Annotated in this window: 30 protein-coding genes and 1 pseudogene; 13 read left to right on the top strand and 18 right to left on the bottom strand. The window is 60.2% G+C overall.

What is annotated here, in order from left to right; translation table 11 throughout:
• Positions 1–110: pseudogene (locus tag D6877_RS29740) on the top strand (LysR family transcriptional regulator); the annotation flags it as partial.
• Positions 111–200: 90 nt separating this feature from the next.
• On the opposite strand, the gene D6877_RS01435 reads toward D6877_RS29740, so the two are convergent.
• Genes D6877_RS01435 through D6877_RS01425 form a run of 3 tightly spaced genes read right to left on the bottom strand, consistent with a single transcriptional unit; the run spans position 201 to position 2,045 of the window.
• Positions 201–743: a DUF2937 family protein gene (locus D6877_RS01435; protein ID WP_130909623.1), complete on the bottom strand. Its 543-nt coding sequence runs from the start codon at positions 741–743 to the stop codon at positions 201–203.
• A gap of 12 nt (positions 744–755) precedes the next feature.
• Positions 756–1,532 carry a class II glutamine amidotransferase gene (locus D6877_RS01430; protein ID WP_041478844.1) on the bottom strand — a complete coding sequence of 259 codons (777 nt, stop codon included), beginning with the start codon at positions 1,530–1,532 and terminating at the stop codon, positions 756–758.
• A gap of 15 nt (positions 1,533–1,547) precedes the next feature.
• Complete coding sequence (locus D6877_RS01425) at positions 1,548–2,045, bottom strand: hypothetical protein (protein ID WP_016771225.1); 498 nt, start codon at positions 2,043–2,045, stop codon at positions 1,548–1,550.
• Between the two features lie 236 nt (positions 2,046–2,281).
• Here D6877_RS01425 and D6877_RS01420 point away from each other — a divergent pair, with 236 nt between their 5' ends.
• Entirely contained in the window at positions 2,282–4,336 is a 2,055-nt protein-coding gene (locus D6877_RS01420) for a S9 family peptidase (RefSeq protein WP_130909622.1), read from the top strand.
• A 195-nt stretch (positions 4,337–4,531) separates the two neighbouring features.
• On the top strand, positions 4,532–5,005 hold the full coding sequence (locus D6877_RS01415) for a cyclic nucleotide-binding domain-containing protein (RefSeq protein WP_016771227.1): 474 nt from the start codon (positions 4,532–4,534) through the stop codon (positions 5,003–5,005).
• Here D6877_RS01415 and D6877_RS01410 read toward each other — a convergent pair.
• The gene (locus tag D6877_RS01410; RefSeq protein ID WP_016771228.1) at positions 5,002–5,286 is read right to left on the bottom strand and encodes a hypothetical protein; all 285 of its coding nucleotides are present in this window, start codon (positions 5,284–5,286) and stop codon (positions 5,002–5,004) included. The two genes, D6877_RS01415 and D6877_RS01410, sit on opposite strands and share 4 nt — an antisense overlap.
• A gap of 80 nt (positions 5,287–5,366) precedes the next feature.
• Here D6877_RS01410 and D6877_RS01405 point away from each other — a divergent pair, with 80 nt between their 5' ends.
• The 4 genes from D6877_RS01405 (at position 5,367) to D6877_RS01390 (ending at position 7,534) form a co-directional block, all read left to right on the top strand.
• The gene (locus D6877_RS01405) at positions 5,367–6,053 is read left to right on the top strand and encodes an MnmC family methyltransferase (RefSeq protein WP_024012020.1); all 687 of its coding nucleotides are present in this window, start codon (positions 5,367–5,369) and stop codon (positions 6,051–6,053) included.
• Between the two features lie 49 nt (positions 6,054–6,102).
• A complete protein-coding gene (locus tag D6877_RS01400) occupies positions 6,103–6,474 on the top strand; it encodes a YajD family HNH nuclease (protein ID WP_007944009.1) in 372 nt (123 codons plus the stop codon).
• A 130-nt stretch (positions 6,475–6,604) separates the two neighbouring features.
• A complete protein-coding gene (locus D6877_RS01395) occupies positions 6,605–7,075 on the top strand; it encodes an RNA methyltransferase (protein ID WP_007911337.1) in 471 nt (156 codons plus the stop codon).
• An 81-nt stretch (positions 7,076–7,156) separates the two neighbouring features.
• A complete protein-coding gene (locus D6877_RS01390) occupies positions 7,157–7,534 on the top strand; it encodes a DUF2892 domain-containing protein (protein ID WP_110645006.1) in 378 nt (125 codons plus the stop codon).
• A gap of 121 nt (positions 7,535–7,655) precedes the next feature.
• Here the strand turns inward: D6877_RS01390 and D6877_RS01385 are convergent, their stop codons facing one another.
• Positions 7,656–8,105, bottom strand: coding sequence for a YcgN family cysteine cluster protein (locus D6877_RS01385; protein WP_130909621.1), 450 nt, complete (start codon positions 8,103–8,105; stop codon positions 7,656–7,658).
• 164 nt (positions 8,106–8,269) lie between these two features.
• Here D6877_RS01385 and D6877_RS01380 point away from each other — a divergent pair, with 164 nt between their 5' ends.
• Positions 8,270–8,863: a nitroreductase family protein gene (locus D6877_RS01380; protein ID WP_130909620.1), complete on the top strand. Its 594-nt coding sequence runs from the start codon at positions 8,270–8,272 to the stop codon at positions 8,861–8,863.
• 90 nt (positions 8,864–8,953) lie between these two features.
• On the opposite strand, the gene D6877_RS01375 is transcribed toward D6877_RS01380, so the two are convergent.
• From D6877_RS01375 to D6877_RS01360, 4 genes are all read right to left on the bottom strand, one after another.
• Positions 8,954–9,886: a D-2-hydroxyacid dehydrogenase gene (locus tag D6877_RS01375; protein WP_130909619.1), complete on the bottom strand. Its 933-nt coding sequence runs from the start codon at positions 9,884–9,886 to the stop codon at positions 8,954–8,956.
• A 105-nt stretch (positions 9,887–9,991) separates the two neighbouring features.
• On the bottom strand, positions 9,992–10,285 hold the full coding sequence (locus tag D6877_RS01370; protein ID WP_041478850.1) for a YcgL domain-containing protein: 294 nt from the start codon (positions 10,283–10,285) through the stop codon (positions 9,992–9,994).
• Positions 10,282–11,415 carry a ribonuclease D gene (gene rnd / locus D6877_RS01365; protein WP_071174688.1) on the bottom strand — a complete coding sequence of 378 codons (1,134 nt, stop codon included), beginning with the start codon at positions 11,413–11,415 and terminating at the stop codon, positions 10,282–10,284. Before rnd ends, D6877_RS01370 begins: the two co-directional genes overlap by 4 nt.
• Positions 11,416–11,578: 163 nt before the next feature.
• Entirely contained in the window at positions 11,579–13,228 is a 1,650-nt protein-coding gene (locus D6877_RS01360; protein WP_130909618.1) for a phosphoethanolamine--lipid A transferase, read from the bottom strand.
• 403 nt (positions 13,229–13,631) lie between these two features.
• On the opposite strand from D6877_RS01360, the gene D6877_RS01355 reads away from it, so the two are divergent.
• Positions 13,632–14,804 (top strand): cyanate transporter, encoded by a 1,173-nt coding sequence (locus tag D6877_RS01355; RefSeq protein WP_130909617.1) that lies wholly within the window; start codon positions 13,632–13,634, stop codon positions 14,802–14,804.
• A 177-nt stretch (positions 14,805–14,981) separates the two neighbouring features.
• Positions 14,982–15,917 carry a LysR family transcriptional regulator gene (locus tag D6877_RS01350; RefSeq protein ID WP_024012014.1) on the top strand — a complete coding sequence of 312 codons (936 nt, stop codon included), beginning with the start codon at positions 14,982–14,984 and terminating at the stop codon, positions 15,915–15,917.
• Between the two features lie 3 nt (positions 15,918–15,920).
• Here D6877_RS01350 and D6877_RS01345 read toward each other — a convergent pair whose 3' ends face one another.
• The 6 genes from D6877_RS01345 to D6877_RS01320 all read right to left on the bottom strand — a co-directional run bounded on the left by D6877_RS01345 (position 15,921) and on the right by D6877_RS01320 (position 21,617).
• Positions 15,921–16,286, bottom strand: coding sequence for a 5-carboxymethyl-2-hydroxymuconate Delta-isomerase (locus D6877_RS01345; protein ID WP_016771238.1), 366 nt, complete (start codon positions 16,284–16,286; stop codon positions 15,921–15,923).
• 168 nt (positions 16,287–16,454) lie between these two features.
• On the bottom strand, positions 16,455–17,384 hold the full coding sequence (locus D6877_RS01340) for a LysR substrate-binding domain-containing protein (protein WP_130909616.1): 930 nt from the start codon (positions 17,382–17,384) through the stop codon (positions 16,455–16,457).
• A gap of 77 nt (positions 17,385–17,461) precedes the next feature.
• Positions 17,462–19,558 (bottom strand): DUF6311 domain-containing protein, encoded by a 2,097-nt coding sequence (locus D6877_RS01335; RefSeq protein WP_130909615.1) that lies wholly within the window; start codon positions 19,556–19,558, stop codon positions 17,462–17,464.
• Positions 19,555–19,941: a GtrA family protein gene (locus D6877_RS01330; RefSeq protein WP_130909614.1), complete on the bottom strand. Its 387-nt coding sequence runs from the start codon at positions 19,939–19,941 to the stop codon at positions 19,555–19,557. The genes D6877_RS01335 and D6877_RS01330 overlap by 4 nt, the downstream gene beginning before the upstream one ends.
• Entirely contained in the window at positions 19,938–20,648 is a 711-nt protein-coding gene (locus D6877_RS01325; protein WP_130909613.1) for a methyltransferase domain-containing protein, read from the bottom strand. Before D6877_RS01325 ends, D6877_RS01330 begins: the two co-directional genes overlap by 4 nt.
• Before the next feature lie 3 nt (positions 20,649–20,651).
• Complete coding sequence (locus D6877_RS01320) at positions 20,652–21,617, bottom strand: glycosyltransferase family 2 protein (protein ID WP_130909612.1); 966 nt, start codon at positions 21,615–21,617, stop codon at positions 20,652–20,654.
• A gap of 275 nt (positions 21,618–21,892) precedes the next feature.
• Here D6877_RS01320 and D6877_RS01315 point away from each other — a divergent pair, with 275 nt between their 5' ends.
• The 3 genes from D6877_RS01315 to D6877_RS01305 all read left to right on the top strand — a co-directional run bounded on the left by D6877_RS01315 (position 21,893) and on the right by D6877_RS01305 (position 23,013).
• Complete coding sequence (locus D6877_RS01315; protein ID WP_130909611.1) at positions 21,893–22,084, top strand: DUF1508 domain-containing protein; 192 nt, start codon at positions 21,893–21,895, stop codon at positions 22,082–22,084.
• Between the two features lie 133 nt (positions 22,085–22,217).
• The gene (locus tag D6877_RS01310; RefSeq protein WP_130909610.1) at positions 22,218–22,442 is read left to right on the top strand and encodes a hypothetical protein; all 225 of its coding nucleotides are present in this window, start codon (positions 22,218–22,220) and stop codon (positions 22,440–22,442) included.
• 28 nt (positions 22,443–22,470) lie between these two features.
• The gene (locus D6877_RS01305; protein ID WP_241662829.1) at positions 22,471–23,013 is read left to right on the top strand and encodes a DUF4142 domain-containing protein; all 543 of its coding nucleotides are present in this window, start codon (positions 22,471–22,473) and stop codon (positions 23,011–23,013) included.
• A gap of 15 nt (positions 23,014–23,028) precedes the next feature.
• Here the strand turns inward: D6877_RS01305 and D6877_RS01300 are convergent, their stop codons facing one another.
• The 3 genes from D6877_RS01300 to D6877_RS01290 all read right to left on the bottom strand — a co-directional run bounded on the left by D6877_RS01300 (position 23,029) and on the right by D6877_RS01290 (position 25,924).
• Complete coding sequence (locus D6877_RS01300; RefSeq protein ID WP_130909608.1) at positions 23,029–24,006, bottom strand: SDR family oxidoreductase; 978 nt, start codon at positions 24,004–24,006, stop codon at positions 23,029–23,031.
• Between the two features lie 18 nt (positions 24,007–24,024).
• A complete protein-coding gene (locus tag D6877_RS01295; protein WP_071174678.1) occupies positions 24,025–24,255 on the bottom strand; it encodes a hypothetical protein in 231 nt (76 codons plus the stop codon).
• A 91-nt stretch (positions 24,256–24,346) separates the two neighbouring features.
• On the bottom strand, positions 24,347–25,924 hold the full coding sequence (locus D6877_RS01290; RefSeq protein WP_130909607.1) for a histidine kinase famiy protein: 1,578 nt from the start codon (positions 25,922–25,924) through the stop codon (positions 24,347–24,349).
• Positions 25,925–26,073: the final 149 nt, after the last annotated feature.

Here is a 26,073-nt window from a genome sequence, read left to right as displayed (position 1 = left end):
CGTGGCGGGTCGGGGTTGAGTGGGTCGAGGAGATTGTGACGTTGTGTCAGCAGGTGCTGGCGGGGTATGCGCACAGAGTGGGTGGAACCTACATCGTGTTGTGTACCTGAAAAGCAAAAGATCGCAGCCTTCGGCAGCTCCAGGTGTTCACATTCCCCTGTAGGAGCTGCCGCAGGCTGCGATCTTTTGCTCTGGAGCCCTTAGAGGCCGCGGACGTCGCGATCTTCGATCGGTCGGCTCTGGCGCAGGCGGCGGCCGCCGAGGACGACCCAGTCGATCAGGCGGAACAGGCATTCGACACCGAACGACGGCAGCAACGCGCCGCTCATGCCCCAGATCATTGCCTCTGGCGTCAGCAGGATCTGATAGCTGTAGCCGTTCCAGGTTTCCTTGCGAATGTCCGGATCGGCGGCCAGGACCACTTGCAGGAAGCGCACATACCACGGGCCTTGCATCGCCTGGAATTGCTTGTCCAGCGCGACCTGGCGGGTGAGCAAGGTGTTCAGGCTGTCGGCATCGCTGCGGAAAATCGGGTCTTCGCTGGCCCGGTAATGCGCGACCAGCGCCTGCATATCGCCTTTGAAAAACTGGTCGGCCGTGCCTTGGAAACCACGCAGGCCGGTCTGCGCTTCGATCAGGTGCGCTTCGACCCGCTGGGCATAATCGTTGATGAACCCCGGGACCTGGACACCGATCAACAGGCCCGCCGCAAACAACACCAGCCGTAGATAACTGAGCAACATGGATGCAAATCCTTATTCGGTCTTGCCCTGGCTGACGCATTCGCCGCGTCGCCACAGGCTCCATTGGCCCGGTTCGTAGCGGGTCCAGGTTTCGTTTTCGGTCAGAGGCTCGGTGGCAATCACCGTGACCACATCGTTGGGCGTGGTTTCGGCCTGGAAGTCGACAATCACATCGACATCCTTGAGCCGCGCCGGGCCGAACGGTGCGCGGCGGGTGATCTGAGCGAGTTTGGTCGAGCAGTAACAGAACAGCCAGTCGCCGTCGCTGAGCAGGCAATTGAACACGCCCTTACTGCGATATTCAGCGCACGCGGCGACCAGATCCGGCAGCAGCACTTCGATATCGACCGGTTCGGGGAAGGCTGCGCGTACCCGGTTGAGCAGGTCGCAGAATGCCGCTTCGCTGTCGGTATCGCCGACCGGGCGGTAGAAACTCTTGATCGCAGTGAAATCGGCGAGCTGGCCGTTGTGCGCGAAACACCAGTTGCGCCCCCACAATTCGCGGACGAACGGGTGGGTGTTGGACAGGCAGACCTTGCCGACGTTGGCCTGGCGGATGTGGCCGATGACCACTTCGCTCTTGATCGGATAGCGCTGCACCAGGTTGGCCACTTCCGACTCGCTGCTCGCTGCCGGGTCCTGAAACAGACGCAAGCCGCGCCCCTCGTAGAAGGCGATGCCCCAGCCGTCGCGGTGCGGGCCGGTGCGGCCGCCGCGCTGCATCAGGCCGGTGAAGCTGAACACGATGTCGGTCGGCACGTTGGCACTCATGCCCAGTAATTCACACATGTGCGGACTCTCGGGTTACAGACGCGGCTCGACCCGCATGCGCTGCGGATTGTTCGGCACTGGCGGGCGGCCGTAGCGGTCGTCACCGGCGCCGCCGAACGGTTGATCATCGTCGCGCTCTTCGGCACGGGCGGCGGCCTTGGCGGCCTCGGCGCGTTCACGCCGCGCTGTCGAGGCGCGCTCGATCGGCAGGCGGATCAAGACGAAAACCAGATAAACCCCGAAGGCGATCATGCCGTACATGAACAGATCGGAAACCGCGCGCCAGGCGTTGTTGCCGACCTTGAACAGCATGTCCAGGGCGGTGATGGCGATGGCCGGTGCAACTTTGGCTTTCACCGGATCGACGATGGTCGGGCTGAACAGCAACACCGCCATCAGCACACGCAGCGGCTCGCGCAGCCAGCGCCACATCCAGGTGGTCAGGCGCATCCATACCAACAGGCAGCCCACGGCGGCAAAGGCGTAAAGGCCCCAGGCGATCAGATAGTCGTTCTCGGTCATGGTGTCCATGGCAAGGCAAGCAAATAGGCGCTTATAGTAACGACTTTTCGCCCATGCGGCTTGTCCCAATACCAGACGGCCAGCAGCCGCCCCTGTGGGAGTGAGCCTGCTCGCGAATACGGACTGTCAGTTGCAAGAGCGTTGCCTGACACACCGCTTTCGCGAGCAGGCTCGCTCCCACAAGGGCTGCGGCGCTTTCAAGACCTGCGAACAACCCAATTCCGAATATTGTCCGAGAGCCTTCCATGCCCCAATCCGCCAATGTCATGACTGCCCCGATTGCCCAGCGGGCGCCCGGCGCCGACCCGTATGCCTGGCTGCAGGAGCGCGACACCGACGCGGTGCTCGACTACCTCAAGGCTGAAAACGCTTATCAGGAAGCGCAAACCGCCGATCAGGCCGAGCTGCGTGAAAGCCTGTTCAATGAGATCAAGGGCCGGATTCTCGAGACTGATCTGTCACTGCCCTCGCCTTGGGGACCCTACCTGTATTACACGCGCACCACCGCCGGTGACGAATACGCCCGGCACTATCGCTGCCCGCGTCCTGCCGACGACAGCCTGACCCTAGATGAAAGCCGCGAACAATTGCTGCTCGACCCGAATGCGCTGGCCAATGGCGGCTTCTTCTCGCTCGGCGCTTTCAGCATCAGCCCTGATCACCAGCGCCTGGCCTACAGCGTCGATGCTTCGGGCGACGAGGTGTACACGCTGTTCGTCAAAGAGCTGTCCAACGACAGGGTCAGCGAACTGGAATTCGAGGACTGCGACGGCAGCATGACCTGGGCCAATGACAGCCTGACCCTGTTCTTCGGCGTGCTCGACGACACCCATCGCCCGCATAAACTGTTCCGCTATCGCCTCGATGGCACTGCCGCCGAAGAAGTCTTCCACGAGCCGGATGGGCGGTTCTTCCTGCATTGCTACCGCGCCAGCTCCGAACAGCAATTGCTGCTGTCGCTGGGCAGCAAGACCACCAGTGAAGTCTGGGCGCTGGACGCCAATCAGCCACATCTGCCATTCAGTTGCCTGGCGCCACGGGTCGAAGATCACGAATACGACGTTGACCACGGCCTCCTCGATGGCGTGTGGACCTGGTTTATCCGCACCAACCGCGACGGCATCAACTTCGCCCTGTATCAGGCTGCGGATACCGGCGTACCGCCGAGCGAGGCCGACTGGCAGAACCTCATTCCGCACAGCGATGAAGTGATGCTCGACGGCGTCAGCCTCAACGCAGAGGCGATGACCTTGAGCCTGCGCGAAGGTGGTCTGCCGATCATCGAGGTTCACCCGCAGGGCCAAGCGTCGTACCGCGTGCAATTGCCCGATGCGGCCTACAGCCTCCATGTGCAAAACAGCCTGGAATTCGAGAGCGATCGCATTCGCCTGCGCTACGAAGCGTTGAATCGCCCGGCCCAGGTGCGCCAGTTGATCCTCGCCAGCGGCGAGCAAACGGTGCTCAAGGAAACCCCGGTACTCGGCCAATTTGATGCCGATGCCTATGTCAGCCAACGTCTATGGGCCACCGCGCCGGACGGCACGCAAGTGCCGATCAGTCTGGTGATGAAGCGCGAGATGGTCGGTAAACCGGTGCCGCTATATCTGTACGGTTACGGTGCTTACGGCTCCAGCCTCGACCCGTGGTTTTCCCACGCACGCCTGAGCCTGCTCGATCGCGGCATGGCCTTCGCCATCGCTCACGTACGCGGTGGTGGTGAATTGGGCGAAGCCTGGTATCGCGCCGGCAAGCAGGAGCACAAACACAACACCTTCAGCGACTTCATCGCCTGCGCCGAGTTTCTGATCCTCAACGGCATCACCACGGCGGAGAAACTGGCGATCAGCGGCGGCAGCGCCGGTGGCCTGCTGATCGGCGCGGTGCTCAACCAGCGCCCGGATCTGTTCGGCGTAGCGATTGCCGAAGTGCCGTTCGTCGACGTGCTCAACACCATGCTCGACCCCGAGCTGCCCCTGACCGTCACCGAATACGACGAATGGGGCAACCCGGAAGAACCGGACGTCTATGATCGGATCAAGGCTTACGCGCCGTACGAAAACGTCACCGCGCAGGCTTATCCGCCACTGCTGGTGATCGCCGGCTACAACGACAGCCGTGTGCAGTATTGGGAGGCGGCCAAGTGGGTGGCGAAATTGCGCGCAACCAAGACCGATGACAACGTGCTGCTGCTCAAGACCGAACTGGGCGCCGGGCATGGCGGCATGAGCGGGCGCTATCAGGGATTACGTGACGTAGCGCTCGAATATGCATTTGTGTTCAAGGTTTTGCAGATTGCCTGAGGAACTCTGAGGGTGGCTTGGGTCTTAACAGCAGACCCAAAGCCTCCACCGATTCCCTGTGTAGGAGCTGCCGAAGGCTGCGAACTTTTGGTCCTGGTTTTGAACAACAAGATCAAAAGATCGCAGCCTTCGGCAGCTCCTACATGGGGACCGTGTGCTCCTTGGAAATAGTGATAACAAAAAGACCGCATCGACATGTCTGAACCGACCTTTCTGAACAACGAAATCCGCGACTGGCTGATGGACTGTGGCCTGTTCGATCAATTGCAGCTGGCCGACTTTGCGGCCGCTTCCGGTTACTTCAGCATCAGCACCGTGGCTGAGGGCGAGGCGATTTTCCGCGAGGGCGATGCCGGCAGTTTCATGTGCATCATCCACACCGGCCAGGTCGCCGTGCAGAAAACCGGCGCCGACGGCCAGGTCATCACCATGGCCACCCTGCGCAGCGGCCGTGCCTTCGGTGAAATGGCCGTGCTTGATGGCGAGCGCCGTTCGGCTACCTGCATCGCGGCGAGCAACTGTCAGTTGCTCAACCTGGGCAAGGATTCGCTGGAAAAAATGCTCAACGACGCACCGAAAATCGCCGCAAAAATCATCCGCGCCCTCGCCGTCTCGCTGTCCAAACGCCTGCGCATGGCCGACGGCCAACTCGCCGCGCAACAGGTTTAGCCGCCGGGGGATTTGACCTTGTTGCCGTTTGGCTCGATGCCCGGCACCGGTTGATCCTTGCTTGGCGGGCTGGGCATTTCGATCGGTACCAGCGGCGGGCTGCCGCTGCCGGCGCCGGACTTGGGCAGGGTAATCGGGGTGATCTGCGGATACGGCGTTGGCGTCGCGGTGCCGGGCGAACCGGGCTGCGGCGTCGGGCTGACCGGAACGCTCTGCTGGGCCTGCACTGCAGTAATCGCGAGCGCGGCCAGGGTAATGACCGTTAGAATGGTGCGCTTCATCAAGGGCTCCGTTTGGCCTTTAGTCTGTGCTCAGGCTACTCCCAACGCGCCTGCTTGCCTTCCCCCTTGTAGAGATTTCCATGAAACGTTTCGTTCTGCTCGACACCACCCCGATCCCTGAAAACGGCGGTGCCCTGTGCCTGTTCGAGTATGGCGAGGATTTCGTCATCAAGATCCAGGGCGGCGACGGCGGACAGTTGATGAACACGCGCATGCACGGTTCAGAAGACGCACTGGCCGAGATTCCCTGCCGCAAGGTCGCCGGCCGGCCGAATTCGCGGGTGTTGATCGGCGGCCTGGGCATGGGCTTCACCCTCGCCTCGGCACTCAAGCATCTGGGCAAGTCCGCCGAAGTGGTGGTCGCTGAGCTGGTGCCCGGCGTAGTCGAGTGGAATCGCGGCCCGCTCGGGGAGAAGTCCGGTCGGCCATTGCTCGATCCGCGAACGGTGATCCGCATGGAAGATGTGGCCAAGGTGCTGCAAAGCGAGCCGAACGGTTTCGACGCGATCATGCTCGACGTCGACAACGGCCCTGAAGGCCTGACTCAAAAAGCCAACAGTTGGTTGTATTCGGCTGCTGGTCTGAATGCCTGCGCCAAGGCCCTGCGCCCCAAAGGCGTGCTCGCGGTGTGGTCGGCCAGCGCCGACCGGCAGTTTTCCGACAAATTGAAGAAGGCCGGCTTCAAGGCCGAGGAAGTCCAGGTCTTCGCCCACGGCAACAAGGGCACCCGCCACACGATCTGGATTGCCGAGAAGCTCAAGGGCTGAGCTAAACTCTGCGCATAACCGTCATCAGTCTTTCTGCAAAGGTGAACCCATGAGTTCGTCCACCCCCACCAACACGTCGAAGCTGGACCGCATCCTCGCCGACAACCAGCGCGACAAGGAAATGGGCTACCGCGACAAGGCCCTGAAAATGTACCCGCACGTCTGCGGCCGCTGCGCCCGTGAGTTTTCCGGCAAGCGCCTGAGCGAACTGACCGTGCACCACCGCGACCACAACCACGACAACAACCCGCAGGACGGCTCGAACTGGGAGCTGTTGTGCCTGTATTGCCACGACAACGAACACTCGCGCTACACCGATCAGCAGTATTTCGGCGAAGGCTCGCTGAGCACACCAAAGATCGCCAAGGCCACGCATAACCCGTTTGCCGCCCTGGCTGGCCTGATGAAAAAAGAAGATTAAAAGCAAAAGATCGCAGCCTTCGGCAGCTCCTACAGGGTGTACGCCATGCAATTGTAGGAGCTGCCGAAGGCTGCGATCTTTTGATCTTATCCCCGTATAATCGCCCTCTTTTTCCCGAAGGCACCCGCTCGTGGCAGACAAACGGTACAGCTGCATTGGTTTGTATAACCCCAAATCACCGGAGAACGTCGGTTCGGTGATGCGCGCCGCAGGCTGTTACGGCGTGGCATCGGTGTTCTACACCGGCAAGCGTTATGAACGCGCCGCCGACTTCGTCACCGACACCAAACGCGTGCACTACGACATCCCGCTGATCGGCATCGATGATCTGAAAAAAATCCTTCCGCTCAACTGCGTGCCGGTCGCCGTGGAACTGGTCGAAGGCGCCCGGCCGCTGCCGGAATACACCCATCCCGACCGCGCCCTGTACATCTTCGGCCCCGAGGACGGTTCGCTGGATAAAGAGATTCGCGACTGGTGCGAAGACGTCGTGTACATCCCGACCACCGGCTGCATGAACCTCGCCGCCACGGTCAACGTCGTGCTCTACGACCGCATGGCCAAAGGCCTGAACACCCGCTCCGGGCCGAAATTCCGCTGAAGCGTTGCACATTCGATGGAACAAGCTGACCGCCCTGGCAGTCAGCTTATCTATCAATCGCACCCTGCCTGGAGATAGACCATGAGCGAGCTCAAACGCGTAGAACGCATCGAATCCACCCCGTTCCAGTCGCCTTCGCATAAAAACGTGCACGGCTGGGAGCGCGTCGGCTCGTTGACCGGCGGCGTCCTGATGGTCGGCAAGGGCCTGCGCCGTGGCGGCGTGTTCGGCCTGATTCAAGTGGCGCTCGGCGGCATGGCCGTGGCCCGTGGCATTACCGGGCACTGCTCGGCGAAAAGCCTGCTGGAAAAAGGCCGTCAGGACATGAGCAACGTGCGGGCGAAGATCGAACGCGCCGGGGAAGAACTGAGCAAGCTGAAAACCAATGCCGAGGTGGCCACCGAAACGGCGACCGTTACCGGCAATGATTCGCTGACCTCGCCGAAGGCTGGGGTTTGAGGTTTTAAAGCAAAAGATCGCAGCCTCCGGCAGCTCCTACACGGAATCACGTTTTCCATGGTAGGAGCTGCCGAAGGCTGCGATCTTTTGATCTTTACGGGTTCAAGAACCCACCACTTCATCAGCCCGCGCGAAAAATCAGATGATCTTCCCAGTCATCCTCCGGCACGCAGCCTTCGGCGAGCATGCGCCCGGACTGGGAAATCCGCTCATGGTGCACCGCATCGCGGTCGCCACACACCAGGTGATGCCATAACGGCAGATCCTTGCCTTCGCTGACCAGACGATAACCACAGGTTGGCGGCAGCCATTTGAATTCTTCCGCCTGCCCTGGCGTTAGCTGAATGCAGTCGGGGACAAACTTGATCCGGTTCGGATAATCGCTGCACTGGCAGGTCTTCAGATCCAGCAATTTGCAGGCGATGCGCGTGTAATAGACGCTGTTGTCTTCTTCGTCCTCGAGCTTTTGCAGGCAGCACAGACCGCAGCCGTCGCACAGCGATTCCCATTCCTCATGATCGAGTTGATCGAGGGTTTTGCGTTTCCAGAACGGTTCAACTATGGCGGCCATGGCTCAAGCATCAACATCAAGGTGGTGAAAAGGCCGCCAGTCTAGTGCCAGCGAGCGCAAGGGCCAAGCGCTGGCGACTGTCGGTAAATCCGCTTGTCAGCCCCAGCGCCGCCCAGTAGGGTTTTGCAGCGAACTTCTTCCCCCTCCGTTGCAAGGAATCCTGCATGAGTGCCAACCCTCGCGTTGCCGATTACGCCATTCACCCGCAGTTCACCGAGCGCTGGTCGCCCCGCGCCTTCACCGGCGAAGCGATTGCTGAAGAAACCCTGCTGAGCTTTTTCGAAGCCGCGCGCTGGGCGCCGTCGGCGTACAACTCGCAACCGTGGCGCTTCCTCTATGCACGTCGCGATACACCGAACTGGGAGCGTTATCTGGGCCTGCTCAACGAATTCAACCGCAGCTGGGCACAGCACGCTTCGGCGCTGGTGATCGTTATTTCCAAGACCACGTTCACTGCACCGGGTGCGACGGAAGAATCCCCTGCCCTGTGGCACACCTTCGATACCGGTTCGGCGTGGGGCCATCTGGCGCTGCAAGCGAGCCTCAGCGGCTGGCACACCCACGGCATGGCCGGCTTCGATCAGGAGTTGACCCGCAAGGAACTGAACATTCCTGAGGAATACGCCCTGCACGCGGCAGTGGCGGTGGGCAAACTCGGTGACAAGGCCACCCTGGCCGAGTACCTGCAAGCCCGCGAAATGCCGAGCCCGCGTCGCCCGCTGAGCGAGCTGGTGGCTGAGGGCGATTTCACCCTTTGAAAGCAAAAAATCGCAGCCTTCGGCAGCTCCTGCATGGGAATGCATTCCAAATGTAGGAGCTGCCGAAGGCTGCGATCTTTTGATGACACCTCAATATCCGCGGCTGAAATCCACCTCGCCACGCAACGCCTCACCGGTCTCATACGCTTTCAGGTTCTGCACAAACAAATCCACCATCAGCGCCGGCGAGGTCGGTGCCGAGCTGTGCCCGGTCAGCAGCAAGCCCCACGCGGTCCAGAACGGGTGACGTTGCGGCAATGGTTCCTGACGGCAGACGTCGATTACCGCGCCGGCCAGGTGCCCTTCTTTCAAAGCTTCGACCAGATCGGCATCAACCACCGCGACACCACGCCCGGCATTGATGAACAAGCCGGTCGGCTTGAATTGCTTGAACAGTGCCGCGTCGTAGATATCGTGGGTGTGTTCGGTGTTCGGCAGCAGATTGACCACGTAGTCCACCTCGCCCACCAGACGCGGCAGATCCGCCAGCGCGCCGACTTCGACAAACGGCGCCTGTTCGCGGGCGCTGCTGGCGATGCCGTACAGCTCGACGCCGAACGGCCGCAGAAACTGCGCAACGCTCTGGCCGATGTCACCGGTGCCGACGATCAGCACCTTGCGCCCGACCAGACTCTGGCCGCTGCGGTTATCCCACTTGCGCTCGACCTGGCTGACCAGCCGCGCCAGCACTTCGCGTTCGTGGCCGAGGATGTAGGTCAGCACGTATTCGGCCATGACCTGACCGAAAATCCCCACGGCGCGAGTCAGGCGATAATCGCGGCGCAAGCCGTCGGCCAGCAGCGGCGTAATGCCGGCCCAGGTCGATTGCAGCCATTGCGGTTGATGGCCCTGGCGCAGCAGGGTCGCGAGCAGATCCGGCTGGCCCAGCCACACCGGGCAATCGGCGGCCTGCCGCGCCAGTTCGGCGGAGTCGCCGCTGGTCAGGACTTCAAGCTCGGGCAGTGCCTGACGCAGCAGGCGGGCGTATATCGCGTGGTCGTGTTCAGCAATCAGAACGCGCATCTTCAAACCTTTCGCAAACCGTGCAGACAGCCGCCGGATTCGGGCCGGCCATCGCGGTAAAAACAGTTCCAGGGTTAACCGAGGCCCAGGACAGGGCCTCGCGGGTCAGACCGGGTCGTTGCGTCGCAGCAACTCTTCGGGCAGGTGCTCGATGTACTCGTCCTCGGCCGGTGGCATTTGCAGGTGATAGCCCTGCTTGTCGAGGTTTTCCAGGACCACGGTGATGTCTTCGCTGGCCAGCTTGCGCTCGGGCGACAGCACCAGATCGAAGGAATGCTTCGCTTTGCCGAAAGCCGTCATCAGCGCTTCCGGCACGCGCTCGAGCGCATCGCTCTTGAGCACGTAGAGATACATGCCGCTGCGCTTGGAGCTTTGGTAGATGGAGCAAATACGTTTCAAGGCTGTTCTCCGGCGGTGGCCAGGCTGTCGAGCAGCTTCTGGCCGAGCAATTCGCGGCGCCAGCCACGCAGCGAATCGGGCAATTGGTAAGGACCCTCGGGGAAGCCGCTCTTGACCAGAGCTTCGAGGGTTTTCTTGCGCAGCATCAGTTCCGGGGCAATACCCAGGCGTTCGGCCTCGGCCTGACCCAGCGCGCGCAATTGTTTGATCAACGCAGCGGCTTCGATCGGCAACGGCTCCGGCACTGCCGGCGGCCATTGATCCGGCCCCACACTGCCAGAGCGCTTGATCAGATCAAGCAGAAACTGACCGTCCTGACGTACGGTACGCGGGTGCATGTCTTCGATCTTGCCCAGCGCTGCGAGGTTATCCGGCTGCGTGCGGGCCAAGGGCCACAGCGAGTGTTCCCGGACGATGCGGTTGCGCGGCAGATCGCGGGCGCGGGCTTCTTTTTCGCGCCAGGCGCACAGTTCACGCAGCACGGCGAGTTGCGCCCGGGACAGCTTCCACGCCAGTTTCGCCTCGCGATAGACCTCGTACGGATCGGTTTCGCGGCGCAGGTTGGCAACCAGTTCGGCGCCATCCTCCAGCACCCAGGCGAACTTGTCGGCGGATAGCTTGGGACGCAACTCGACGAACACCTCGGCCAGATGCACGGCGTCTTCGGCGGCGTAGCTGATCTGGGTTTCGGACAGCGGGCGCTGCAACCAGTCGGAGCGGGTTTCGCCCTTGGGCAGGTCGATGCCGAGTACTTCCTGCACCAGTCGCGAGTAGCCCATCGAAAAGCCGAGGTTCAGGTAAGCGGCGGCCAGTTGCGTGTCGAACAGCGGCGCCGGCAGGCTGCCGGTCAGGCGCAACAGCACTTCGAGGTCTTCGCTGCAGGCGTGCAGGACTTTCAGCACCGCCGGGTTCTCCAGCAACGCGGCCAGCGGTTGCCAGGCGTTGATGGTCAGCGGATCGATCAGGTAGGCGCGTTTGCCGTCGCCGATCTGCAACAGGCCGGCAATCGGGTAGAAGGTGTCGACCCGCATGAATTCGGTGTCGAGGGCAACGAACGGCAGCTGCTGCCACTCGGCGCAAAACTGCGCGAGGCTTTCGTTGTCGCGAATCCAGTGAATATCGATAGCCACACGGCTCTCCCTTGAAGAATGGCGCGCAGTATATATCGCCACCGGCGATTTACGCGCCTTTGAAGGGCAAGAGCTGTAAGGAAATGTCTTGCCTGTCAGCAAGAATAGTCTGACAGCAGAAACAGAAAGGCCCGTCGCATTGGCGCGACGGGCAGGAAACACTTCACTGCTTGGCCAACACGCCGTCGATCACCGCGCCGCGACAACCGGCAAACATGTCCAGCGCCGGCTGATACACGCTGCTGCGCACTTCCAGCAGGCCGAGCATCGAGTGAAACAGATTGTCCTGGCTCAGCGGTTTGTCCCGGCTCAGTTGCAGGCAATGGGTGTCGACCGAGTAGGCCTTCTGATAGCTGTCGGAGAACCACGCCAGCATCGCTACATGCTTTTGTTGCTCGGGCGCCAGCATGTACGGCGTGCCGTGCAGAAACAGGTTGTACTCGCCCAGCGATTCGCCGTGGTCCGACAGATAAAGCATGGCGGTGTCGACTTTGTCCTGATTGCTGCGCAGCACATCGATCAGGCTCGCCAGCACATGGTCGGTGTAGACCAGCGTGTTGTCGTAACCGTTGACGATACTTTCGCGGCTGCAATTGTTCAGCGCGTTACTTTCACAGACCGGAGTGAAGTGTTCGTACTCCTTGGGATAACGCTTGAAGTAGTCCGGGCCATGACTGCCCATCTGGTGCAGAACCAGCACGGTGTCCTTGTCCAGGTGATCGATGAAACTTTGCAGCCCTTGCAGGAGGATTTCATCGCGGCATTCGCTGTTGGCGCACAACGCAGGGTCTTGCAACTTGCTGACATCCTGCACCGTGACACGGTCGCAAGTGCCTTTGCAGCCGGACTGGTTATCGCGCCAGATCACATCGATGCCGGCACGCTTGAGCACATCGAGCAAGCCTTCTTCATTCTTGGCCTTGCTGGCGTTGTAATCCTTGCGGCCCATGTTGGAGAACATGCACGGTACCGAGACTGCGGTTTCCGTGCCGCAGGAATGCACGTCAGTAAAAGCGATCAGCCCGGCCTCCTTGTCCAGTTGCGGCGTGGTGTCTCGGTCGTAACCGAGAATGCCGAAGTTCTGCGCCCGCGCACTCTCCCCCACCACCAGCACCGTGAGGGATTTGCGTGGCTGTAGCTGCAGGTCGGGATTGCGCTGGGCATCTTCGCCGATCTTGATGAACGGCTGCTGCGCCGAAACCACTTGCTCTTGCAGATAACCAATGGATGCGCCGATGTAATTGCTCGGCACCAGCATCAGGCGAATTTCGTGGTGATTGCGAAACAGCGACGACAAGCCTTGATAGTTGGCCAATGCGACAACACCGATCACCGCCGCCGAGGCAACACTGACAATAACTTTGCTGAACAACTCGCGATGCCAGCGCCGATAACTGACCGGAACTTTCCACAACAACAAACACGGCAGGACACCCAGCAAGAGAATATAAGCAAACAACTTCAATGAGAGCAGATCACGCACTTCCGTCACGTTGGTTTCGGCAAAGTTGCGAAACATGCCCGCATCAATCATGACGCCATATTGGCTCATGAAATAAGCCACGCCGGCGCTGACTAAAAACAACAGGGTCAAGAGTGGTTTTAGCAGTGGCCGGAAAGCGAATAACGTCAGCACGATATTGAACGCGGCAAAGATCATCACGCCAAAGGCCACGCGCATGGCGATGCCCTTGCCATCGGCTGCGGTGATCTCGAACAGATGTTGCCAAAGCACCAGATTGAAACCGAGCAATAAAAAGGCGCTGGCAAACAACGTCACCCATTCCGGGCGCACGGCTTTTAACTTCAACATGATGAGTGACTGTTCCTGAAAGAAGAGCCTCGTCGATTGTGAAAATTTCATTCACCGAGGCATGCCAAACTTTAGGCAGCCATGGATCAATTTTTCGTGAAAAAGATGCTAATGATTAGTTGCCTCGGAGTACAAACGTGAAAGTTTGCGAGTATTTGAGAATGGTTCAGGTTTTATTCAGTTTCAGGCACTTCGCAATGTCCTCTGTGGGAGCGAGCCTGCTCGAGAAAGCGCAGTGTCAGCAAAATGAATGTCTGTCTGGAGGAACGCATTCGCGAGCAGGCTCGCTCCCACATCGGGACAGGGTGTTATCGAGTTTTTAGGTCTGGCCCGGGGTTTTCTGATTTGCCGATGCGCGCGTCGCGACGCCTAATCTTCAGCCCCTGCATTTGAAGGCCCGCTGATGAATCACTCCCGCCCCGCCGCTTGGCTGATGCTCGCAATCATTCTTGTCGCACTTAATCTGCGCCCATCAATGGCAGCCATCGGGCCGCTGCTGTCGGCGATCCGTAGCGATACACCGTTGAGCTTCAGCCTCGCCTCACTGCTGACGATGCTGCCGGTGATGGCCATGGGGCTGGCGATGTTTTTCGGCCTGGGCCTCAGCCGGCGCCTGGGCGAGCAGCGCACGGTCCTGCTGTCATTGCTGATCATCGGGCTGGCGACGTTGTCACGGCTGTTTATCGATTCGGCGGTCGAACTGATCGTCAGCGCGATCGTGGCTGGCATCGGCATCGCGCTGATTCAGGCATTGATGCCGGCGCTGATCAAGACGCGCTTTGCTGACAACGTGGCGTTGTACATGGGCGTCTACGTGACTTCGATCATGGGCGGCGCTGCGATTGCCGCATCGTTCGCGCCGCTGGTGATGACGCGAACCGGCAGTTGGCGCATGGGGCTGGCCATTTGGGCGGGGCTGGCTTTAGTCGCCTTGCTGGTCTGGTGCTTGCAGCCCGCGCCAGCCATATCGACAGTGACCAAGCGGGAGTCTTTCATCACCCACGGTCGCGCCTGGTTGCTGGCGATTTTCTTTGGCCTAGGTACGGCGTCCTACACCTGTGTCCTCGCCTGGCTCGCCCCGTATTACGTGGAAAAAGGCTGGAGCGAACAGAGCGCCGGGCTGCTGTTGGGTTTTCTTACAGCGATGGAGGTCATTTCCGGCCTGGCAGTGCCGGCGATCGCTAATCGCAGCCGTGATCGGCGTGGCATATTAGCGGTTCTGCTGCTACTGATCATCGGCGGTTTCTGCGGGCTGATTCTCGCCCCGCAACATTCGGCGCTGCTGTGGCCTTGTCTGTTGGGGCTGGGGATTGGCGGTCTGTTTCCGATGAGCCTGATCGTAGCGCTTGATCACTGCGACGAGCCGCAGCGTGCCGGTGGCCTGACCGCGTTTGTACAGGGGATCGGTTATCTGATCGCCGGCCTCTCGCCGCTGTTGGCAGGGATGATTCGCGATCGGCTGGGCAATTTCGAAGGCGCGTGGTGGGCGTTGACGGCGGTGATGGTGATCATGCTGCTGATGGTGATGCGCTTCGACCCTCGCCACTACGCGCGCTACTTGCCTCGCCCGGGCTAGAGGCCTCTGGCCATCTTTTGCGCACGAGATTGGCAACGTCGTGTTGCTAAAAGTTTCTGTCCCACATGTGTCCGTGAAATGTCCTACAAGGGTTTCTCCTGGCACCATCGTTCCGTTAGGATCGTACGCACACGTTTGCGCGAATTCTGCGCAAGGGGGCACAGCGAGACGGAACTCATGCTGAACAGTAATTTGCTTCGCAAGCTCGACATGCAGGACTTGATGGTATTTGTGGCCGTGTACGAGCAGAGCAGTGTCACCGATGTCTCGGAAACTTTGTTCGTCAGCCAGTCCACCGTCAGTTATTGCCTGAAGAAACTGCGCACCAGTTTCGAAGACGAACTGTTCATCAACACCCGCACCGGCATGCGCCCGACCTACAAGGCCTGCAGCATGTACGGCCATGTGCAGAAAATCCTCGAAAGCATCAACCTCTGCCACGCCGGTGCCCCGGCCTTCGACCCGAGCCGGCAGGCGGTGACTTTCAACATTTGCGCCCCGGAATACTTCGAGCAACTGATTCTGCCGCGACTGTTGAAGCGCTTCGACTTCGACGATTTGCCGGTGATGGTCAACATGCACAAGTTTGAAACCGACGTTCCGGCCGAAGAGTTGCGCGACGGCAGCCTCGATCTGGTGATCAGTTTCGGCCCGCACTTTCACCGCCAGCATGCGGATCTGAAATCACGGATGCTGCTGGAAGATGACCTGGTCTGCGTCTTCGACAAACGCGCCACGCCACTGGAACCGCGTTTGAGCCTGCAAGCATTCACCGAACGTCGGCATGTGTTCCCGACCCCATGGACATCAAGCACCAACATGGTCGACGGCTGGCTGGCGCGGCAAGCGCAAAAGCGCCAGATAGTGGCGCGCTCGAACAGCTACAGCGCCGCGTTGAAGATGATCACCGGCACCGATTTCATCCTCACCCTGCCCCGGCGTATCCAGCGTCTGTTGACCAACGACGCGGTGTTCAACCACTGCGAGGCGCCCAATGGCTTGCCGGGTTTCACCCTCGACATGCAGTGGAGCCAGAACGCCGATCAGGACAGCGCCAACGTCTGGCTGCGCGAACAGGTGATTCAAGTGTGCAGCGAGCTGGAAAACGCCTGAGCGTCAGACGCCGATCGCGGCTTTGCTGTAGGACTCGCGATCGATGTCGAGCAGTTCGACACACAGTTGCACTTCGAGCCCGGCCGGCCATTCGCAGAGTTCCTGCAACACTGCCAGCAGACTTTGCGAGAGCTGCTTCTTGATCTCCGCCGAGCGCCCGCTGAGCAAGGCCAGCTTCACATGGACGAAGGCACGCTCGCCTTGCGCCGTGCCGACCTTGAAGTTGTCGATCTTGATCGCGCGGCTCTTGATATCGAACTCTGCGCCGAACTGACCGGAACCGACCAGCGTGTTGTTGAGCCGGATCAGGGCGATGTCAGCGTTCAACTGCGTCAGGTTGGCGGTGTATTCCATGTGCAGGTGTGGCATTGCGGATCTCCAGTCGACGGATGCGGGGGGCGTACATATAACACAGTCGGCTCAACGCACTCCCTGTAGGAGCTGTCGAGTGAAACGAGGCTGCGAGCTTTTGATTTTGTGTTTTTCCCAATCAAGATCAAAAGATCGTCCGATCGCGGCCCGAGCCTTCGGCAGCTCCTAAAAGGGATCGTAGTGCTCAGTTGGCCGTTCACTCATGAACGCTTCGAGCCGCGAGCGCAGCCAGCGTTCGGCCGGGTCGCTGTCGACGTGGCTGAGCCAGACCATCGACAGGTCCAGCGTCGGCGTCTTGAACGGGAACGGTTCCTGGAACAACAACCCTGACGCCGCCATGGCCGCTGCGGTGTAATCCGGCAGGCTGGCGATCAGGTCGGTGCCGGCCAGCAACGCCGGCAATGCGCTGTACTGCGGCACCGACAACACCACCTGCCGCGTGCGACCGAGTTCCGCCAGCCATTCATCGGCGTAGCCACTGACATTGGCCGTGTGCGACACCAGTACATGCGGGCGAGCGCAATATTCGTCGAGGGTCAGCGGCGTATCAGAGGCATCGGCACGCAGGATGCTCGGCTGGATGTGTCGCAGCAGTTTGCGTTTGGCGTTTGCCGGCAGGCCGCGGGTCTGGCTGATGCCGACGGTGATATCGCCGGCAGCGAGCAGGTCGGGAATGCGCCAGTAATCGACATGCTGCACCACGAACACCACGCTCGGCGCCTCTTGGCGCAGCGCGCGCAACAGCGGCGGCAGCAGGCCGAATTCGACGTCGTCGGACAGACCGATGCGAAAGGTCATGGTGCTGGTGGCGGGATCGAAATCGCGGGTCAGGCTCAGCGCCGCCGAGAGTGAATCCAGTGCCGGTTTGAGATGGCGGTAAATGTCTTCGGCGCGGGCCGTCGGCTCCATCCGATGGCCGACGCGGATGAACAGCGGGTCGTTGAGCATCGTGCGCAAACGGTTGAGCGCCGAACTGATGGTCGGCTGGCCAAGAAACAGCTTCTCCGCCGCGCGAGTCACGTTGCGTTCGAGCATCAGAGTCTCGAAGACCACCATCAGGTTGATGTCGGCCTTGCGTAGTTCATTGCGGTTCATCCATTGCCCCCTGCTCCCCCGGAATAGCGGCAGTGTAGAAAAGCCCGGGACCCGACGTCCATCAACGGTTACGCGGTTTACTGCACACTCACGGATTTCACGCCCAGGCCCATGATGCGTGCGTCATCGCTCATTCCGAGACTGCGCGGGCTGACGGCGTCGGGCAAATGCAGTTCAAGTCTCAGCGCGCCATCCTCCGGGAGGGTTTGCCTGACCTGTTCATTCAACGGGATTTCCAGAGAATTGCCCTGAAAGGCTGTCAGCCGAGTCGAAAGAACTTCAACGCCGTTGAGCCTGACGATGACTCGCTGAGCAAGAGTTGGCGGCATGACGAACGCCAGCGCCTGGATCGAAATCGATTTGGCTTGCGCTGGCACGCGCAGCGCCATTTCCGCGTCATGGCCCTCACTCCAGGTGCCCCACGCTTCCGGTGCCCCCCAGCCTTTGATCAGTTGTCGACTCTTGCGATCGAATGTGTAGACAACGCCAGGACGGCTCAGCGCGATGGATGCCAGCGCCCGCCCCTCATCGATCATCGGCAGACATTGCTGACAACGCTTCCAGCCTGGTGCAAGCACAACGAAGTCATCGACCCGGGTCAGCAGATCGCTATCGCTGTGAACGCTTTTGGCCGCCAGAGCCTGCGCTTCATCGTCCAGGATATATAGAGAATCGGCTTCGTACTCTCCGGTTTGCAGCCGATGCCGAGCCACGCGCTGCGCCTTGTCGAGCGCCGAAATGCTCATGCGCCCCATGTACACCGCGTCGGTTTTCAGTCCATGTGCTCCAGCGAAATCAGCGATCGCTTGCCAGCGTTCGGGCTGGTTTTGCGGCAGCAACCCGCGAACATTCCTGTAGTGCCCGGCCGCGCTGTTCCAGAAGGGGTCGCGCATCGGACTGACCCAGTCCGATGCGGGGGCTACCATCCTTGATGCGCGCAGCCCCGCCCAGCCGTTGTGCGTATCTGCCACCTGCACCACCAGCGCCAAGGCGAGTAACCCCATGGCAACTGGCGCGCGAAAGCCCCGCACAAGCAGGTACACGAGGAACAGTTCGATTGCATAAAACACCGGCCAGAACATGCGCCCCGAAGCGCGAAAAATACTGGCCAGCCGCTCGATGAATGTCGGCAACGGATAGTTGAAAGTCTGCGTCCCAATACCGATGTGATGGGACAACGCGAACAGGGTCAGGCCGATCATTGCGAACACCAGCCACCACCGCTCGCCCAGCGCAGCCCTCGGCGAAATCCCGCCGCGCAACCCTGCCACCGCCGCCAGCGGTAACAGCATCAGCACACCGAGGCCGAAATAATTGAAGCCTTCATAATCGCCGCCGCCCGTGCGGATGTCCGGCAATACCTGCGACCAGCCATCCGAATCGAATGGCGCCAGCAGATTCATCCGGTAAAAACCGAACCCCCCACTGCCAGCGCCGTCGGCAATGCTGAAGTATCCGGCCTGCCAGCAACACACGCTGACCAGTGCGAACAGACCGCCGAACTCGATCAGCCCCTGACGGCGAGTCAATCGATCAAAAATGACTTTGCCGAGCAGATCGGCAAACCAGATCAACGCCACCATGACCAACAGATACGCATGCACCAGCGCTGTCGCCGCCAGCAGACAGCCCCAGGCCAGCCGCCGCCGTTGCAACGCAGGATGCAGCGCCAGGTAAAGTGCCGCCAGTAGCAGAAAGTGCCCGGCCAGAGACAGATGTCCTCCGGCACGAACAAACATCGGCGGGGAAAACAGCAACAGTCCCGTGGCCAGAAGCCGGATTACGACGTTATCCGTGATCAAGCCGAGCAGCTTCCAGCCGAACCACGCTTGCAGTACGAAACAGATGAGCAACCACAAGCCAAAATACTGGAACGTTTCTGGCAGCCAGGCGTTGAACGGTTTGAACAGCAGTGCCAGCAGCGGATTGGAGTCAGAAAAGATGATCGCACTGCCCAACTCCATGCCGTAGGACGGGTTGAGCCCGAGGGGAAAAGTCCACGGTGACTGGCGGAAAAAAACCCAGCCCAGATAATGCGTAGCCGGATCGCCCTCGCTGAGCCAGGCAATGTTCTGCGGATCGAGTGCGCGCGGACCGATCACCATGAAAAAAGCAAGCACGCCCAACAGCAACGGCAGAATCGTCAACGCTGAAGATCTGTTCCAGGGCTTCATCGATACGTCCAGAAATTATGCAAAACGAAAGTGAACGCCGGAATCGTCAGGGCCACTGCGCCGATGCCAAACAGATAATTCAACCCGGCCATCTGCGCAGCCCAGGCCACCAGCATCGCCAGCAGAAAACCACCCGCCGACACTGTCAGAAAGCGCAGCAACGTGCGTCCATGCAGACGCGCGGAGAAGCTCCAGGCGGTATTGATCACATAAGAAACCACAGTCGCCACGGCAAAGGCGAAACCATTGGCCAGCGGCGGTTCGGGCGCGATGAAGCGGATGAACAGCACAGCCACCAGCGCATGCAACGCGGTGACGAACAGCCCGGTTACGGCAAAGCGCAGACCGCGCCGGACAAGCGCAGATTTGTCGCCGGCGATCACGGTTTCTGCGCCAGCACGAAAACGCTCAAACCGGCCAGCCGGTTTTTCCTCATCAACGGCAGCTCAAGGCGGCACAGGGTCTTGAGCACACTGTTGACCCACGGGTGATGACGCTTGAGTTGCGACTGTGGCTCTGCGGTTTGCGAACCTTGAGGCATCAGGCGCAACGCAGCGGCGATAGGAAACACCGCACCGAAATAGTAGGCGCCGCGCTGCACGGTCAAACCGGCATCGCCCGCCAGGGTTTCGAATTGCGCGAGGGTGTAGCGGCGCTTGTGCTCGAGGAAATCGTCGTGACCGCTCCAGAGAAACTGAAACGCCGGCACCGTCAGCAGAAAACGACTGCCCGAAGGCACTTTATCGACGTAGCTTTTGAGCAGGCCGAGGTCGTCGACGACATGCTCGAGCACATCCATCAGTAACACCAGATCGGCATCAATGCTGTCGATGTTGCGTCGGTAATGCACCGGTTTGCCCGCGGTGGTGGCGCTTGAATCGGCGGGGTAACTGATGTCGACGCACCACGCCTCATGCGCGTCGGTGTGGGTCAGCAGATGATGCGAGAAAAACCCCGAGCCGGCACCGACATCGAGTATTCGTCGGATCGGCATGTCACCCAGCAATTGCCGGGTCGCCGCCGCTTTCGAGCAGTAATACCAATGCTCATCGATGCTGTCGCCGAGGATGTCGGTTTCCTTGAGATCCATCTGTCAGTCCTTGGGGTCGTAGACGCGACGCACCAGAAAAACCGGCCGGCGTTTGGATTCGATATAAGTGCGGCCGAGGTATTCGCCAAGTACGCCGATGCCGATCAATTGCAGACCGCCGAGAAACGTGACCGCGACCATTAAAGACGCATAACCGGGCAGATCGATACCGTGGATCAGCGTGCGCAAGACAATGAACATCGCGAAGGCAAACGACACCAGCGAAACCGTCGCTCCCAGGTAAGTCCAGACCCGCAGCGGTTCGGTGCTGAAACTGGTGATGCCCTCCAGAGCGAAATTCCACAGGCGCCAGCCATTGAACTTGCTCTGTCCGGCCACGCGCTCGGGGCGCTCGTAGTCGACATGCGTGGTGCGGAAACCGACCCAGGCGAACAGACCTTTCATGAAGCGGCGCGACTCGGGCAGGGTCAGCAAGGCATCGACCACGCAGCGGTCCATCAAGCGGAAGTCGCCGACATTTTCCGGTAACGGCTGTTCGGCGATGCGGTTGTGCAGGCGATAGAACCAGTGGGCCGAGGTCGATTTGGCCCAAGTGTCGCTGCGGCGGCTGACGCGATGCCCCAGCACCACTTCGTAACCTTCGCGCCAGCGCTCGATCATCTGCAAGATGACTTCCGGCGGGTCCTGCAGATCGGCGTCGATCGGCACTACGATCTGCCCGGTGGCCATTTGCAGACCGGCCGACAACGCCGCTTCCTTGCCGAAGTTGCGACTCAGATCAACGATGCGCAGACGCGAATCCTGCCGTTGCCGTTCAAGCAAGCGCTCAAGGGTGGTGTCGGTGCTGCCATCGTTGATGAAGACCAGTTCAAGATCGATCAGCGCCTGCGCCTGAAAGACATCGTCGATGCGCGAAAGAAAGCTGTCGAGGCTGTCGGCCTCATTGAAAACGGGGATCACCAGCGACAACGTCACTTGCCCGGCCTGTTGCGTTCCGTGCTCAGTCAAAGGAGTGCTCTTTTTATAGTTTGTCGGTCATCGAAAGTATTTCGAGGCCATGAGCCGTCCCGTATTAAGCAGTAGCAGGCACGCACGTGCAAGCATGACACGGCGTCATATCGGCCAATTCGCCGGGCAGTCGCGGCGCTCTGGCCAGCGTCTTTGAGAAACATCCGCGAACGATTGGAAACAAATCCCCGATAGCCAAAAAAACCCGCTGCGCTAGGCTTGCGTCGATGCGCCACACAGGTTGGCGCACCTTTCTATCGCAGGGAGCGAACCCCATGTATTTCGAAATCTACCGACAAACCCGAGGCACCCCAAGCACAGGCAAAGGCCAGTGGCGCTGGCGTCTGCGCGCGCGCAACCACGAGACAGTCGCCAGTGGCGAATCGTATGTGAACAAAGCTGATTGCCTGCACGTGATCAACCTGATCAAAGCCGTACAGGACGAGACGCCAATCAAGGAAACTTGAGCGACGTCCGGTTCATCTGCAAACCGGCACCGTTTGTCGCCCTTCAAGGCGTTTATTTGAATGCTTGCCAGCGGTGTTCATCAAAGGTGCATGTACTGCAATTTTTGCTGCCATGCACCCAAGGATTTCAGCCATGTCCCATGAGCACCGCTACCTCATCAGTTTCATCGTCGACAACCAGCCGCAAAGCCGCACGCTGATCCACGATGGCGACACCCTTGATCCGGGTCTCGCTGAAACGCTGGTCAAGACCGCTTTTCCCGAATTGAAGGCCGCTTCACTGAGCGACGTCCAGGTGCAGAAACGCATCAGGCCCGACGAAGGCGACAACGTCCCCGGCCACTATCAGCAGCCATGAGCCGATCCCGGGCCGCCACCATCCATTGATGCTGCGGAGATTACGCTCCATGAAATCACTCGCCGCGATATGCCTTGCGGTCCTGGCTTTGAGCGTCCAGCCAAGCCATGCAGACACCATCGACGCCTTCATCGAAGAGGCGGCACAGCAAAGCCTGTTCCAGCACAACAGTTCGCGCATCGCCTTGGAAAAGGCAAGCTTGCCCGAAGTCAAAGCGTTCGCCAGACAAATGATCGCCGACCATGAGCACTTCGATAAACAAATCAGGCAGCTGGGGCAAAGCCAACATATGGTGGTTCCCGCCGAACCCTCCGTGGCATCCAAAGCCAAGCAGCTACGCCTTGAATCAAGGGATGACGCCTTCGACCGCATCTACATCGACAGCCAGGCCGAAACCCTTGAGCAAAAGCTGATGCTGTTCAAGAAAGAAGCCATGTCATCGCACAATCCGCAGCTCAAGGCGTTCGCCCAATCCGCGTTGCCGAGCATCGAGAAACAGGCAAAAACTGCCCGCGACCTGCAGGAAAAACTCAAGCCCTCCGCTGGCGCACTGAAATCCGTCAACCCCTGACCAAGCGGGGAACAATCAAAGCTGTAATAGAGCTACGCCCAACAGCACGGCAATCACTGCCGATACCGCCAGCACTTGAGTCGAAGTCAAGGCCAGCGCCGCGTCCTTTGAGCGGCCGATAAAGCGGCCACGGGTCTGATGCCGATCCGGCTGCGCTTCGAACAGGTTGTCCGGGTGCTCGTTGTCCTCAGGCTCATTGGTCTGCTGACCGGACCATGCACTTCGCGCCATCAAACGGTCGAGAAGACCGGGCATGACCGATTGGCCAATAATCGCTTTGATCGTCGATCCACCGAGCCAAAGCTCACGAGGCGGGTGCCTGACCACACTGAAAATCGCTCGCGCCGCGACGTCGGGGTCATGGATCGGTGGCACCGGTTGCGCACGCTTGGGCAATTTGTTGCGCGCCCAGTCGAACTGCGGCGTGTTGATCGCCGGCAACTGCACCATGCACACGCGAATATGGCTGCGCTCATGCAGCAACTCACAGCGCAATGAATCAGTAAAACCGCGTACAGCGAACTTCGCCCCGCAATAGGCGGCCTGCAACGGAATCGCGCGATAGGCCAATGCCGAGCCGACCTGGATGATCAGGCCCTTGTTGCGCGGACGCATCAACGACAGCGCCGCCAAGGTGCCGTGAACCGTGCCGAGATAGGTCACCTGAGTGACGCGCTCGATCTCGGCGGCAGACAATTGATCTATCGGCGAAAGCACTGTGACCATCGCCGCGTTGATCCAGACCGCCAGCGGCCCGAGCATGGCTTCCAGTTGCTGCGCGGCCTCCTGCACGGCGAGCGCATCGGCGACATCGACGCTGACGGTTTCAACCTGCACGCCATACGCTTGCAGCTCCTCTTGCGTGGCAGCCAGTCCCGCCGGATCACGCGCCAACAGGCCGATGCGGTAGCCGCCAGCAGCAAACCGGTGGGCCACTGCGCGACCCACGCCAGCACTGGCGCCGGTTATCACTACCAACGGTTGCTCCTGCATGGATCGCCCTCCCGGCGGTCAATCAATCGGCCCGATATTGATCATCAGGTCATCGCCCAGCCCTTGCACCTTGGCCAGCACGTCCACCGGCGTTTCGCTGGAAAAATGCACAACATAGCCCATGCCGCTGCCATCTTCTTCGATTGCACTGACCCACGACTCCACCTCGTCAGCATCCAGCCCCAGCGCCTGGCCGAACTGGCGGTTGCGGTGATCGGAATCGGTTTCGTCCATCGGATAATCGCTCATTGCCAACATCTCCTCGGGGACTGGTTCCCTCAATGAATGCTCAACGTGGTCTTAAGGATGGACGCCGGCCCCGCGCCGACAGTTCGTTTTTTTAATCGAGCATCGAGCGCAGCTTGCGCAACAGATCCACCGGCGCGTAGGGCTTGGCAATCAATTCGAACTCATTGTCAGCCAGCTCATTGGGCGCCGACTCGTCCGCGCAGTAGCCGGTCGTCAGCAGGATCTGCATGGCCGGATAGCGCCGGCTGATTTCCCGCGCCAGTGCCAGCCCGTTCATCTCACCGGGCATGACCAGATCGGTGAAGACCAGCTCAAAGTCGCTACTTTGCAACATCGCCAGCGCCTCGCTCGCGTCTGCAGCAATGGCTGTGCGGTAACCGTGTTCGGACAGGATCAGACGCGCCAGTTCAGCGACTTCCGGACGGTCCTCGACGATCAGGATGCGCTCCGTGCCCTTGAGGTTTTCTGCGGTTTCAGCGGAGCCAGGTGCCGATAGCTGACTGTCATCCGCCGGGAAGAACAGGCGCACCGTGGTGCCGAGCCCCGGCGCCGATTCGATTTTGACCACGCCGCCAGATTGCTTGACGAAACCGTAGACCATCGACAAACCGAGGCCGGCACCGTTGCCCTCCTCCTTGGTGGTGAAAAACGGTTCCATCACTTTATCGAGATCGTCAGCGGCAATGCCCACGCCGTTATCGGCAATCGCGATGCAGACGTAACGCCCCGCCGCCAGTCCGCCCTGGTGCGGGTCCGTCGCGTCCGGGACAACGACGTTGCGGGTCTGCACGGTGATCTCTGGCTGCGGTTGCCCCAGCAGGGCGTCACGGGCATTGGACAGTAAATGATTGAGCGCCATCTCGGCCTGCGCCGGGTCGAGCCGGCAATTCCACAAGTCCTCGGCCAGTTCGAATCGCGGTTCCAGATCGGCGGATTCATGCGTCGGCAGCGCAGAGCGCTCAAGCATGGCATTGAGATTGATCACCCGGCCTTCGAGCCGTTGCCGCCGGGAAAACGCGAGCAGATGCTGGGTCAGCAGACGAGCTTTTTCCGCCGCCGCACGGGCGTGACCGGCGCCTACCACAATGCGTTGCGGATCGATGCTCGGCCGCTTGGCGGTGTGCTGGATCAGCTCGATGTAGCCGATCATCACTTGCAACAGATTGTTGAAATCGTGGGCAATGCCACCGGTCAACTGGCCCAGCGCTTCCATGTTCTCGCTGTAGCGCAGACCGTCCTCGGCGTCGCGTCGGCGGCTGACGTCCATTTGCGAGGCGAAGAAATACACCAATTGTCCGCGCTCGTTGAAAAGCGGCGCGATGAACAGCTCGTTCCAGAACGATGAGCCGTCCTTGCGGTAGTTGAGCACCTCCACGCAGGTTTCGTGTTGATGTTTGAGCGCTTGCTTGACCTGTTGCAACACGGTGCGATCAGTCTGCTCGCCTTGCAGAAATCTGCAGTTGCGCCCGAGCACTTCTTCCAGCTCGTAGCCGCTGAGTTCAAGAAACGCATTGTTGGCAAAAATGATGGGATCGTCGGGCTGCGCAGGATCGGTGACAATCATGGCCATGCGGCTGACCTGCACCGCCGCGAAAAACACATCTTTGCGTTCTTGCGAAAGGGTCGCCGCATCGGCGCGGTCGACGATCGGCCTGGATTTTCTGGGCAATTTGACCTCCGCTGAGTTACTGCCGTTTCGCTGTGACCATCATCTGCGAGCGTAGTGCCAAGGCCGGACGCCGATAGCGCGGGCGTCCGATGAATTGCCGCAGAACATCGACGGATCCGAATCGTGTCGCTGATTGTCGAAAGCTCACC

Origin of the sequence: Pseudomonas sp. Sample_9 (genome assembly GCF_004307535.1) — a bacterium.
Taxonomy (GTDB): domain Bacteria; phylum Pseudomonadota; class Gammaproteobacteria; order Pseudomonadales; family Pseudomonadaceae; genus Aquipseudomonas; species Aquipseudomonas mercuritolerans.
The sequence above is the reverse complement of the archived record's forward strand: the minus strand, read 5'-3'. Positions and strand labels throughout refer to the sequence as shown.